Source organism: Lawsonibacter hominis, from assembly GCF_014287895.1.
GTDB lineage: Bacteria > Bacillota > Clostridia > Oscillospirales > Oscillospiraceae > Lawsonibacter_A > Lawsonibacter_A hominis.
Genome location: NZ_JACOPP010000004.1, coordinates 132,426 through 144,913, shown reverse-complemented (window position 1 = coordinate 144,913; position 12,488 = coordinate 132,426). Strand labels below are relative to the sequence as shown.

Below are 12,488 nucleotides of genomic sequence, written 5' to 3'. Positions count from 1 at the left end.
GGCGGATGAGACGGCTGGGCTATCGGGCGCTTGCGCTCCTGACGGTAGCGTCCGTCCTGCTGCTGTCCCCCGGACGGGCGGCGGAGCAGCCGGAGACGGAGTTCGACGGATACCTGGTGCGCCTGAGCGATCCGAGGGAATGGAACGGCCCTGTGCTTCTGAGCGCAGGCACCTGTGAAGAAGTAAGCGACGGACTGTATCGGGTGGAGGATCTGGAGACGGCCCAGGCAATGGACCAGCTGGGCATGGCGGAGTACTACGAGCCCAATTACCGCCTGGAGCTGCTGGAGAGCGGGAGCTATATGCCCGCTCAGTGGAACCTGCTCACGGTCCATGCCCAGACCGCCTGGGAGCATACCGACGGGCAGGGCGCGTACGATATGCGCGGTACGGGAGTCACGGTGGCGGTGATCGACTCCGGAGTGTACCGGGAACATCCGGATTTCAAGCAGGAGCATATCCTGGATTACTACGATCTTGCGGGCACCGACGACGGGGTGGACGTCTGGCACGGCACCTTTGTGGCAGGCGTTATCGCGGCCCAGGTGAACAACGCCCTGGGGGTGGACGGGGTAGCCCCGGATGTGACGATCCTGCCTATTTGTGTGACGAAAAACGGGGGTTCGGATACCGCCCTGCTGATCCAGGCCATCGATTACGCCGTCAAACAGGGCGTGGATGTGATCAACCTCAGCATCGGGGGGAAGTACGGAAACGAAAGCCTGAAAAAGGCCTGTCAGGATGCGGTGGATGCCGGAATTCTCGTCATCGCCGCCGCGGGAAATTATAAGTCCGGCGAGACAAAGAGCAGCGCCTGTTACATGTACCCCGCCTCCTACGACGGCGTAGTGAGCGTGTCCGCCTGCAAGCAGGACGGGGAAACGGTGAGCTTTGATTCCAGCTATTCCTACTTTAACGACAGGGTCACGGTGGCCGCGCCGGGTACGGGCGTACAGTCTCTCTATCTGGATGGGGGTACGGCGACCAAACAGGGCACTTCCTTTGCCGCGCCGGTGGTCACGGCCATGGCCGCCATGGCCAAGCAGCGCAGCCGGGCGATCGCCCCGGAGACGTTTACAGCGCTGCTCTGCGGCAGCGCTGTCGATCTGGGCGAGGCGGGCTACGACCTGTACTATGGTTTTGGACTGGCGGACATCGCAGCCTTCGCCGGGGCGCTGGACCGAAGCTATTCCGTCACCTATCGCCTGGGCGCGGAGGATGCGGCGTTTGCGCCGGGCGCGCAGGTTCCCCGGGCGTATGCCCTGGGGCCGGAGGATATCCCCCTGCCGGAGCCGGTCCGGCCGGGGTACCGCTTTTTGGGCTGGTACGAGACGGAGGACGCTTCCGGTACGCCTGTTGGGGAGCTCCCGGCCGGCTGTGTGGGGGACAAGACCTATTATGCGGCATGGAGCGATGTCTCCACCCGCTATTTCGCACAGTATGCTTCCGATGGGCGGCTGCTGGCGGTAGAACAGCTGCCGCAGGGGACAGACCGCATTGCGGACGTGGAGGTGGAGATCCGGGACGGGGCCGTGCTGGGCAGCCTGTTCTGGGTGGATGAGACCGGCGCGCCGCTGAGAGAAGCCGAATACGCTTTACTGAACGGGACCCGTACGCTGGAGTCCTGACCCCCCGCGAAACTGTCGAAAAAGCGGGTGGACGCTGCCAGGCGGGCGATGACGATCCTGTTTTGACAAGCGGGACCCCGCACCGCATCCCTTCGGGGGTGCGGCGCGGGGTCCCGTTCTGTCTGCGGTAACGTGTGGTCTATTCTGCAAGCGGTAGGGTAATGGTGAACACAGAGCCCTTGCCGACGGTGCTGGAGAGCGTGACCCGGCCACCATAGAGCTGGACGATATGCTTGACGATGGCCAGCCCCAGGCCGGTACCGCCGTTTTTGCGGGCGCGGCCCTTATCGACCCGGTAAAAGCGCTCAAAGACGCGATTTTTGGCCTCGTCGGGAATGCCGATGCCGGTATCGGACACGCAGATCACAGCCTGGCCGTCCCGGGCGGCGGCGTTCACCTCTACCCGGCCGCCGGGCTCGTTGTACTTGAGGCCGTTTTCCATCAGGTTGAGCAGCAGCTCCTTCAAACGGCCCTGCGGCACGGCCACAGAGGCGGCGCTGCCGGATACGTTCAGCGTTACGCCCGCCTTTTGCGCGGCGGGGGCGAGAAGCGCGGCGGTCTCCCGGGCTACGCTCAGAACGTCGGAATGCTCCTCGCATTGGGCAATGGCGACCGACTCCAGCTCGGAGAGCTTGAGAATGTCGTTGATCAGATCGATCAGCCGGTCGACCTCCACACCGATCATGGTGATAAAACGCTTTTGATCCTCCGGAGAGGCCACCATACCGGTGGAGAGCATGTCTGTAAAGCCTTTGATGGAGGTCAACGGAGTTTTGAGCTCATGAGAGACGTTGGCGGTAAACTCGCTGCGGATGCCTTCCGCTTTTTTCAGCTCGGTCACGTCGGAGATCAGGATGGACGTGCCCACCCGCTGGCCCTCATACTGGCGGCCGGAGACGGGGGAGATGAACATGCGCAGGCTGCGGGCCTGTTCGGTAAGGGCGTCCACATCCAGCACCACGCCGCTGTGCCGCTGCTTGGATTCGGCAATGGCCTCCCGCAGGCGGCGGGAACGGGTGAGCAGCAGAGCGCCGTCCTCTTCCCCCTCCGGAATGCCGAACAGGGAACGGGCCGCGCGGTTGATGGCCAACACCCTGCCGCCCTCGTCCAGCAGGATCAGACCCTCGCCCATGCAGTCCAGGATGAGCCCCACCTTGTCCCGCTCGGCGGTGATGGACTGAATGTAACCGCCCAGCCGCTCCATGAGCTTGTCGATATAGCGCAGGATGGGCCGCAGCTCGTCGTCGGCCTGGAATTCCTCCAGAACCGGGGTCTGGGTGCCGTCCAGAACGCCCTGCAGGGCGCCGCCCACGGCGTTGAGGGGCTCCAGGACCTTGTTGGCCGTGCGCCGGGACAGGATCAGGGTCAGCAGCACGCCCGCCGCGGAGGCCAGCAGAAAGCCCCATACGCTGCTCAGGGCCAGGCTGTTGATGGAGGACAGGGGCATGGAGGCACGGCCCACCATACCGTCGGCAAAACGCTTGGCCACATAGAACATGTCGGTGCCCAGCGTGTCCGAGCGGCGGGTAGCCTCCCCCCAGCCGCTGGAGGAGGCCCGTTCCACCTCGGGCCGCGTACCGTGGTCGTCCAACAGCGCCGGGTCGGCCTCCGTATCGGCCAGTACCGTACCGTCCGTGTCGATGATGGTCAGGCGTTTTTCCGGGGCGGCCTGCAGGAACTGGGCGACCACACCCTCCGGGTCGGTGATGGCGCTTTGGGCGTCCATGAGGATCAGCAGTTCCCGGAGATTTTCCCGGGCGGCCTCCACCTCCCGGCTGCGGAACATGAGCACCCCCACGAGATTGGAGATGAGCAGGGCGCACACCACGGTAAGCAGCGTAGCCCCGATGATACGTTTTTTCATTGGCAGGACCTCCGGAAATAGGAGTGGGGGACGGCGGGCCGGGCGGGCCGGCCCTGTGAGGGGATGGGAAAGGGCGTTCTCAGCTCATTTTATAGCCCACGCCCCGGACGGTGGTGATCACGTCCTCCCCCAGCTTTTGGCGCAGGGCTTTGACGTGCATATCCACGGTGCGGGTCTCGCCGGTGTAATCGTAGTCCCAGACGGCCTGAAGGATCTCGTCCCGGGTGAGGGCCACGCCCTGGCGGGTGCACAGCAGGCGCAGAAGCTCGAATTCCTTAAAGGTCAGTTCCACCAAAACGCCGCTCTTGCGCACCTCGCGGGCGGCGGGATCGATCTCCAGGTCGCCGCAGGTCAGGATTTGATCGCCCTTCCGCTGGGTGCGGCGAAGCACCGCTTTGACCCGTGCCTGAAGCTCCATGATGCCGAAGGGCTTGACCACATAGTCGTCCGCGCCCGCCTCGAGGCCGGAGACACGGTCCATCTCAGCGGTGCGGGCGGTGAGCATGATGACCGGGATGTCGCCGGTGTCCCGGCCTGAGCGCAGGCGGCGCAGGATCTCCAGGCCGTCCATGCCGGGAAGCATGATATCCAGGATGTACAGGGCGGGCAGGCTTTCGCCCTCTTCCTCCTGGAAGAGGGCCTCCCCCGACTCATAGGAGCGCACGGCATAGCCCACCGACTGGAAATAGTAGCGCAGCATCTCGCGGATGCTCTCGTCATCCTCCACCACCACGATGGCTTTGGGCATGTGATCACCTTCCGTTTTGTTTGCTTGTGCAGGGGCGGCGCCCCTGCGTTATCCGACCAGCGCGCCGGTGACGCAGAAAATGGCCCACTGGGCAATGTTTACCGCGTGGTCCGCAATGCGCTCCAGATACTTGGCGATGATAATGAGATCAATGGCCTGGTCGGCCGCCTCGCGGTTTTCCACGATCAGCTCCACCAGCTCTCCCTTGATGGTGCGGAAGAACTCGTCGATCTCATCGTCCAGGGCGATGACCGCGCGGGCGGCTTCATCGTCCCGGTTGACGTAGGCAAAAATGGAGCGCTTGACCATGACGGAGGCCTTCTGGCTCATGGTGCGGATATCCAGAAGGGTACGGTCCTGCTTCTGCTGCTGAAGCAGCAGGGAGATCTCCGCGATGTTGGCGCACTGGTCGCCGATGCGCTGCAGGTCGGTGACCATTTTCAGGGCCGCCGAGATCGTGCGCAGATCCCGGGCCACCGGCTGCTGCTGCAAAAGCAGCCGCAGACAGCGGTTTTCGATGTCCCGCTCCATCTGATCCATACTCCTGGTCATCTCGATCGCCGCCTTGGCGGCGGCGTCGTCGCTGGAAGAGAGCGACTCCGTCACCACGTCGATGGCGTCCTCGGCGGCGGCGGACATGTTGATCATTTCGTAGTTGAGCTCCTGGAGCTCCGCGTCAAAGGTCTTTCTCATGGTTGCCTCCTTATCCGAACCGCCCGGTAATATAATCCTCCGTGCGCTTGTCTTTGGGCATGGAGAACAGTTGGGTGGTCTCGCCGAACTCGATCAGCTCACCCAGCAGGAAAAACGCGCATTGATCGGAGATACGGGTGGCCTGCTGCATATTGTGGGTGACGATGACGATGGTATAGTCCTGTTTCAGGTCCGCGATCAGGTCCTCGATTTTGGAGGTGGAGATGGGGTCCAGAGCGCTGGTGGCCTCGTCCATCAGCAGGATATCGGGTTCCACGGCCAGCGCGCGGGCAATGCAGATGCGCTGCTGCTGGCCGCCGGAGAGGCCCAGTGCGGACTTTTTCAGACGGTCCTTCACCTCGTCCCAGATGGCGGCGCCGCGGAGCGAGTTTTCCACGATATCGTCCAGCTTGCTTTTGTTCTTGACGCCGTGGGTGCGGGGGCCGTAGGCGATATTGTCGTAGATGCTCATGGGAAAAGGATTGGGCTTTTGGAAGACCATGCCGATCTGCTTGCGCAGCCAGGTCACATCCAGGCTGGAGTCATAGACCTCCCGGCCGCGGTACTTGACGCTGCCGGTGATGCGCACGCCGGGCACCAGGTCGTTCATCCGGTCCAGCGTTTTCAGAAAGGTGGATTTGCCGCAGCCGGAAGGACCGATGAGGGAGGTGACCTTTTTTTCCGGGATATCGATGGATACGTCCTTCAAGGCGTGGGTAGGACCGTAATAGAGATTGAGCCCCTGGGCGGAGAGAATGGTATCGTCCATGGCGGCCTCCTTACTTTTTCTTTAGCTTCTTGCCCACCAGTTTGGCGGTCAGATTGATGACCAGGGTGAGCAGCATCAAAATGGCGGCGATGGCGAAAGCCACGTCAAATTCCGCGCGCTCCTTGGCGTACACATACAGTGCCACCGTCAGGGTAGCGCCGGAGCTGTGGAGGAAGTTGCCCCAGGAGGCGAAGAAATGGTTCAGGGACATGCCCATACCGGCGGTAAACAGAAGAGCGGCGGATTCCCCCACGATACGGCCCACCGCCAGGATGCAGCCGGTGACGATGCCGTCCACCGAGGAGGGGAGCACGATGGTGCGGATCATATGCCACTTGCCGGCGCCAAGGCCCAGCGCGCCTTCCCGGTAGGACTGGGGGACGGTCTTCAGGCTCTCCTGGGTGGTGCGCACGATGGTGGGCAGCGTCATAATGACCAAGGTGAGCGCGCCGGCCAGCAGAGAGGATTGAAGCCCCAGGAACTGACAGAAGAAAAGCATGCCTACCAGGCCGTAAATAATGGAGGGGATGCCGGTAAGCGTCTCAGTGGCAAATTCGATGGCCGAGACCAGACGGCGGTTTTTGGCGTATTCCGTCAGGTAGATGGCGGCGCCCACGCCCAGGGGGAGGATGAAGATCAGGGTGAGGACCACGATATAGACCGTGTTGAGAATATTGGGCAGGATACCGATGGTATCCTTCAGGTAGCTGCTCTGGGTGGAGAGCAGGTTCCAGGTGATATGGGGCAGGCCGCGGTAGAAGATATAGCCGATCATGAAGACCAGCAGCGCGCAGGTGAGCCCTGCGCTGAGGTAGAGCAGCAGGCGCAGGGCGCGGTCATACAGGCGGCGCCTGCCGGACAGCGGCTTCCTTTCCATCAGTATATCACCCCTTCTTCCCTTTGAGAAGTGTATTCAGAATGACGTTGATCAGCATAATGAAGAGAAACAGCACCAGCGCGATGGAGAAGAGGGCCTGGCGCTGGAGTCCGGCGGAATAGGACATCTCGCTGGCCACGGCGGTGGTGAGGAACTTGACGCTTTTAAACAGCGAGGGCATATTGGCCACGTTTCCGGCGACCATGAGGATGGCCATGGCCTCTCCAATGGCGCGGCCGATGCCCAGCACCACCGAAGCGGCAATTCCGCTGGAGGCGGCCGGGACGGAGACCCGGAACACCGTTTCGATCCAGGTGGCGCCCAGGCCCAGGCTGGCCTCCTCATACTCGGGGGGCACCGCCTTGAGCGCGGTTTCCGACACACTGATGATGGAGGGGAGGATCATGACGGCCAGCACGAGGATGGCGGCGAAGAGACTGGCGCCGTCGGGCAGATGGAACCACTCCCGCACCGCGGGGACCAGCACGATCATACCGACCAGACCGTAGACCACCGAGGGAATGCCCGCCAGCAGGTCCACCGCCGGGCGAACGACGGCGGTGAGCCTGGGCGGGGCCACCTTGGCCAGAAAGATCGCGCAGAAAAGCCCGATGGGAACGCCGATAAGGATAGCGCCCGCCGTGCCGTAGACGGAGGTGAGGATGAAGGGGAGGATGCCGAACTTGGGCTCGGCGGCGGTGGAGGCCCACTCCCGACCGAACAGGAACTCGACAAGGCCGATCTCCCGGATGGCGGGCAGGCCCGTGAGGACAAGGTATACGCTGATGAACAGGACAAAGGCGACGGCGATCAGGCCGCAGATCAGGAAGACGATGTTCATCGCGACTTCCAGCGCATTGCGCGCGCCCTTCGTTTTCATGGCAGATCCGCCTTTCCGGGTTTTAGAATGTATCAGAAGCCGTGGACAGCCCCGAACACGCCGACCGCACAAGGCGGGGGCGTGTTCGGGGGAGAGGGATTGGATGGGTTACTTCACAGGGGGCACAGCGCCGGCGGCGCGGATGATGTCGGCCACATCGCCGCTCATGGCGTAGTCCAGGAAGGCCTGGGTGGCGTCCGAGGGGGCGGCGCCGTCCTTGGTGACCATCACGAAGGGACGCTGGATGGCGTAGCTGCCGTCCTGCACGGTGGCCTCGCTGGCCTCCACGCCGTTGACCTTCACGGCCTTGACGGTGTCGTCCACGGCGGAGAGAGAGGCATAGCCGATGGCGTTGGGGTTGGAGGCTACGTTGGCGATCACATCGCCGGTGGAGGTGAGCTCGTTGGTGTAGACGCACTGGTCGGCCACGCCCACGATCTCTTCAAAAGCGCCGCGGGTGCCGGAGCCGGCTTCACGGCCGATGAAAGCCACGGGGCCGTCGGCGCCGCCCAGTTCAGACCAGTTGCTGATCGCGCCGGTGGCCAGCTTGGCGATGTCTTCGACGGTCAGGTCCTCCACCGTGTTGGCGGGGTTGACAATGATGGCCACGCCGTCCAGGGCGACGATATGGGCCACAGCGCCATTGGAAACTTCCTCGTCCTTCAGCGCGCGGCTGGAAAGGCCGATGTCGCAGGTGCCGTCCAGGATGCTCTGGATGCCGCTGCTGGAACCGGTGCCGCTGTAGCTGACGGTCACGCCGCTCTGGACGGAGCCGAAGGATTCGATCAGGGCGCCCATCACCTTTTCCATAGAGGTGGAGCCGTTGGTGTTCACAGTGCCGGACAGCGCGGCGGGCGCCTGAGTCTCGGGAGCACTGGTCTCAGGGGCGCTGGTCTCGGGAGCGGGGGTGCCGGCGGAGCCGCCGCCGCTGCCGCCGCAGCCGGCGAGCATACCGACGCAAAGAGCTGCGGAGAGCAGCAGAGCAAGGGTCTTCTTTTTCATTTTTTCGATCTCCAATCATGCATGTTTTGTTGATTTCTCGGGAACAATAATCAGTATATCCGCCCATTGTAAAGTTGTCGCGCAAGGATTTGTAAAGTGTGTGTAAAGCGCCGCGGTAGTAGGATTGCCGGTTTTGCGCCGAAAAAAACGCCCATCCCGCTTTGTAAAGCGGGATGGGCGTTTCCGGCGGCCGAACAAGCGGCTTTGCCGCTTGTTTGAAGCAGCTGCGGCCTGCTGCGCGCACTCGCTGCCCCCCCATAGGCGGGCAGCTCGCACACCTGCGGGGCGTTTCCAGCGCCTGGGATCGCCTCACAGGCCAAGCCAATTCTTCAGGTCCATAAGGTCGGGGGCAATATGATCGCAGGGATAAGGCGCGAAGGCGGAAGCGGGCGTGGTGCCGTTGAGAACCGCGCAGAAATGGGCTCCGGAGCGCTGGGCGGCCTGTGCGTCGAGAATGGTGTCTCCGCAATAGAGCACCTGATCCGGCGTCAGGTTCAGAGCGGCCACGGCGGCCAGGATCCCCTCCGGGTCAGGCTTGGGCCGGGCGACCTGGTCGCCGCCGGTAACGGAGCAGAGCAGACGGACCACGTCCAGGTGCTCCAGCACTCCGCGCAGCGTGGAGCCTTTTTTGCTGCTGACCACGCCGGCGGGGATGCCCCGTTCCCGCAGGGCTTCCAGCAGCGCCCGTGCGCCGGGGAAAAGCTGCGTGGTGGAGATTTGGAGCGGGTTGGCCTTTTCCACGTAATACCGGCGGAACAGGGCCCGTTGGCCGGGGTCGCCGTCTCCGGTGAGAAGGGTGTAGCCGTCTTCCAGAATATAGCCCACCGTTGTCCGGACCGACTCCCGGTCCGGTTCGGCCAGTCCCATCCGGGCAAAGGCATACTGGAAGCCGGTCACGATCGCCTCGGTGGCGTCCCCGAGCGTATAATCAAAATCAAAAAGTACCGCTTGAAATTTCATGAGCTCCATCCAATCGTCTGATGATTTTGGCGGGATTGCCCGCCACCACGCAGTGATCCGGTACGTCGCGGGTGACCACCGCTCCGGAGGCCACCACCACGTTGCTGCCGATGGTCACGCCGGGATTGATGACCGCGTGACCGCCGATCCATACATCGTCCCCGATGGTGACGGGCCTGCCGTACTCCAGCCCCAGTCGGCGCTGGGCGCCCTCGATGGGGTGGGTGGCGGTATAGATGCCCACGTGGGGGCCCAGCATGCAGTCCCGGCCGAAGGTCACGGGGCACTCATCCAGGATGACGCAGCCCGCGTTGGCGTAAAAGCGCTCTCCCACGGAGATGTTGCAGCCATAGTCGCAGTGAAACCCCGTTTCGACCCAAAAGGACTGGCCGGTTCGCCCAAAGAGCGAGCGCAGCTGCGCTACGGCCGCCTCCCGGTCACGGGTGTGGTTGAAGTCGAACAGGACCTCCCGGCAGCGGCCGGCCGCGGCCTCGATCTCCGGGTCCGCGCAGGAAAAGGGTTTTCCGGAAAGCATATCGTCCCAGCTACTCATACTGCTTCCTCCCGGTCGTGCTGGGGATGTGCAGTTCATCCCGGTATTTGGCCACGGTACGGCGGGACAGAGCGCAGCCCTGCGCGCTCATCCGTTCGCACAGCTTTTGATCTGAGAGGGGCTTGCGTTTATCCTCCTCCGCGATGAGCTTTTTCAGCAGCGCCTTGGCCGCATCCGGGGAAGCGGCGTCGCCGCCGTGGAGAGTGGGGCCCAGGCTGCGGGAGAAAAAGTAGCTCAGGGGATACACGCCCATGGAGCACTGGATATACTTGTCCTTTACCGCGCGGCTCACCGTGGACTCGTGCACGCCGATGCGCTCGGCCACATCGGCCAGGGACAGGGGGACCAGATGGCCCGGACCCTTGCGGAAAAAGGCCTCCTGAAGATCCAGGATGCACTCGGCACAGGACATGAGGGTGCTGCGCCGCTGCTCGATGGCACGCACCATCCACTTGGCCTGCCGGACCTTGCCGCTCAGGTATTCCTTGACCTCGTTCTCGTCGCTCTCCTTCATCAGACGGGTATAGTAACTGCTGATGTTCAGCGTGGGGAAAAAGTAGTCGTTGGTCAAAAGCTCAAAGTGATCGGGAAAGCTGACCACGATGATGTCGGGATTGATGTAGGTCAGATTCTCCCGGGCGGCAAAGCCGGTGCCGGGGCGGGGATTCAGGGATCGGATCAGCTCGCAGGCCTCGCGGACTTCCTCCGGTCCCGCCTTCAGTTCCCGGGCGATGAGGCCGTAGCGGCTCTTGGAGAGCGCCTCCAGCTGGCTCTGGGCGATCTGCACCGCCAGGGCGTTTACCGGCGCGCGCCGCTCCAGCTGGAGACGCAGACACTCGGATAGGTCCCGCGCGCCCACGCCGGCGGGTTCCAGGGTCTGCACCACCCGCAGCGCCTGCTCCAGCAATGCCTCCGGCTGGCCCAGATCCGCGGCCAGGGAGGCCAGGTCCTCGTCCAGCCAGCCGCTCTGGTTCAGATTTTCCACCAGAAATTCCGCACAGGCCATGACGGGCGCATCCAGCTCCAGCACCCGGAGCTGGGAAAGAACGTAATAATAGAGATTCTCGTCGGAATCTTCCGTGGTGCCGTAGTTGTGCAGGGGGCTGTCTTCTTCCTCCGTATCCTGCTGATGATAGTAACGATTCTGAGGGTCTGTGGACTCCAGCCACTCCAACTTTCGACGCAGTATGGAGAACTCATCCTGCTTGTCATAGTTCTCCTCCGGTTCCAGCACGGGATTCTCCTGGACTGCCTCCTCGATGTACTCCAGCAGCTCCTGAGAGCCCATCTGGAGGACCTCCATGGACTGCATCATCTGCGGGGAGAGAGACTGGGTCTGCTTCTGCGACATGTTCAGCTCCAACGTGCTGCCCTCCCTTCCATTCGACAATTTCACTCAAAGGAGAGTATACCACGAAAAGGGGGGCGGATTCAACATTTGCCGGTGTAGAAAATGAGCCCGCCCCGAAAGGGCGGGCTTACGGCAGGCGTTGAACGATGGTTCTCCCGTTTCGCCGGGCGGCCAAATGGAAGGACCATCGTTTGAATTACTGCCGGATCACGGTGCCGGTCTTGCCTGCCACGCCGTCCTTCGCCTTTTCCAGCAGGGTAATGAGCGCGGAGCGGCCGGGGGCGGAACGGGCGAACTCCACCGCCGCCTGGACCTTGGGCAGCATGGAGCCGGGGGCGAAGTGGCCCTGGCCCATATAGACCTCGGCCTCTTCCGGGGTGAGCGTATCCAGCCATTTCTGATCGGGCTTGCCGAAGTTGATCGCCACCTTTTCCACGGCGGTGAGGATGATCAGGGTGTCGGCCTGCACCTGCTGGGCCAGCACACAGGAGGCAAAGTCCTTGTCAATGACGGCCGGCGCGCCCTTGAGATGATGCCCCTGCGTGGCGTAAACGGGAATACCGCCGCCGCCGCAGGCCACGACCACCAGACCGGCCGCCGCCATGTCCCGGATGGACTGGATCTCCACGATGGACTTGGGCTTGGGGGAGGCGACCACCCGGCGATAGCCCCGGCCGGCGTCCTCCATGACGGTGTAGCCCCGCTCGGCCACCATCCGGTCGGCCTCCTCCTTGGTCATAAAGGCGCCGATGGGCTTGGTGGGGCTCTGGAACGCCGGGTCGGAGCGGTCCACCTCCACCTGGGTGAGCACCGTGGCCACTCCCTTTTGGATATCACGGTCCAGCAGCTCCTCCCGCAGAGCGTTTTGCAGGTCGTAGCCGATGTAGCCCTGGCTCATGGCCACGCAGACCGACAGGGGGCAGGGGATGTACTTCTCAGGGTCGGAGCGGGTCAACTCCTGCATGGCCTTCTGGATCATACCCACCTGGGGGCCATTGCCGTGGGAGAGGATGACCTCGTGGCCTTCCTGGATCAGATCCACGATGGCCTTGGCGGTCTGGCGTACCGCCGTCATCTGCTCCGGCAGATTGTTGCCCAGGGCGTTGCCGCCCAGAGCGATCACGATGCGCTTGCCCATGACAGAGACAACCTCCTTTGGTCGC

The 12,488-nt window shown here is 63.1% G+C and carries 12 protein-coding genes; 1 reads left to right on the top strand and 11 read right to left on the bottom strand.

The window, feature by feature from the left end:
* The first annotated feature begins 5 nt into the window (after nucleotides 1-5).
* Nucleotides 6-1,628 (top strand): S8 family peptidase, encoded by a 1,623-nt coding sequence (locus H8S57_RS04780; RefSeq protein ID WP_186906937.1) that lies wholly within the window; start codon nucleotides 6-8, stop codon nucleotides 1,626-1,628.
* Nucleotides 1,629-1,767: 139 nt separating this feature from the next.
* Here H8S57_RS04780 and H8S57_RS04775 read toward each other — a convergent pair whose 3' ends face one another.
* The 11 genes from H8S57_RS04775 to arcC form a co-directional block, all read right to left on the bottom strand.
* Entirely contained in the window at nucleotides 1,768-3,492 is a 1,725-nt protein-coding gene (locus H8S57_RS04775; RefSeq protein WP_186906936.1) for a sensor histidine kinase, read from the bottom strand.
* A 79-nt stretch (nucleotides 3,493-3,571) separates the two neighbouring features.
* The gene (locus H8S57_RS04770) at nucleotides 3,572-4,240 is read right to left on the bottom strand and encodes a response regulator transcription factor (protein WP_186906935.1); all 669 of its coding nucleotides are present in this window, start codon (nucleotides 4,238-4,240) and stop codon (nucleotides 3,572-3,574) included.
* Between the two features lie 48 nt (nucleotides 4,241-4,288).
* Nucleotides 4,289-4,933, bottom strand: coding sequence for a phosphate signaling complex protein PhoU (phoU, locus tag H8S57_RS04765; protein WP_186906934.1), 645 nt, complete (start codon nucleotides 4,931-4,933; stop codon nucleotides 4,289-4,291).
* 10 nt (nucleotides 4,934-4,943) lie between these two features.
* The gene (gene pstB, locus H8S57_RS04760) at nucleotides 4,944-5,702 is read right to left on the bottom strand and encodes a phosphate ABC transporter ATP-binding protein PstB (RefSeq protein WP_186906933.1); all 759 of its coding nucleotides are present in this window, start codon (nucleotides 5,700-5,702) and stop codon (nucleotides 4,944-4,946) included.
* Between the two features lie 10 nt (nucleotides 5,703-5,712).
* Entirely contained in the window at nucleotides 5,713-6,579 is an 867-nt protein-coding gene (gene pstA / locus H8S57_RS04755; protein WP_186906932.1) for a phosphate ABC transporter permease PstA, read from the bottom strand.
* Between the two features lie 7 nt (nucleotides 6,580-6,586).
* Nucleotides 6,587-7,459 carry a phosphate ABC transporter permease subunit PstC gene (pstC, locus tag H8S57_RS04750; RefSeq protein WP_186906931.1) on the bottom strand — a complete coding sequence of 291 codons (873 nt, stop codon included), beginning with the start codon at nucleotides 7,457-7,459 and terminating at the stop codon, nucleotides 6,587-6,589.
* Between the two features lie 108 nt (nucleotides 7,460-7,567).
* Nucleotides 7,568-8,461 (bottom strand): phosphate ABC transporter substrate-binding protein, encoded by an 894-nt coding sequence (locus H8S57_RS04745; RefSeq protein WP_186906930.1) that lies wholly within the window; start codon nucleotides 8,459-8,461, stop codon nucleotides 7,568-7,570.
* 309 nt (nucleotides 8,462-8,770) lie between these two features.
* Entirely contained in the window at nucleotides 8,771-9,421 is a 651-nt protein-coding gene (locus H8S57_RS04740; protein ID WP_186906929.1) for an HAD family hydrolase, read from the bottom strand.
* Nucleotides 9,396-9,974 carry a sugar O-acetyltransferase gene (locus tag H8S57_RS04735; RefSeq protein WP_186906928.1) on the bottom strand — a complete coding sequence of 193 codons (579 nt, stop codon included), beginning with the start codon at nucleotides 9,972-9,974 and terminating at the stop codon, nucleotides 9,396-9,398. The genes H8S57_RS04740 and H8S57_RS04735 overlap by 26 nt, the downstream gene beginning before the upstream one ends.
* Nucleotides 9,967-11,337 (bottom strand): RNA polymerase factor sigma-54, encoded by a 1,371-nt coding sequence (rpoN, locus tag H8S57_RS04730; protein WP_186906927.1) that lies wholly within the window; start codon nucleotides 11,335-11,337, stop codon nucleotides 9,967-9,969. Before rpoN ends, H8S57_RS04735 begins: the two co-directional genes overlap by 8 nt.
* Before the next feature lie 184 nt (nucleotides 11,338-11,521).
* A complete protein-coding gene (gene arcC, locus H8S57_RS04725; protein WP_186906926.1) occupies nucleotides 11,522-12,463 on the bottom strand; it encodes a carbamate kinase in 942 nt (313 codons plus the stop codon).
* Nucleotides 12,464-12,488 lie beyond the last annotated feature (25 nt).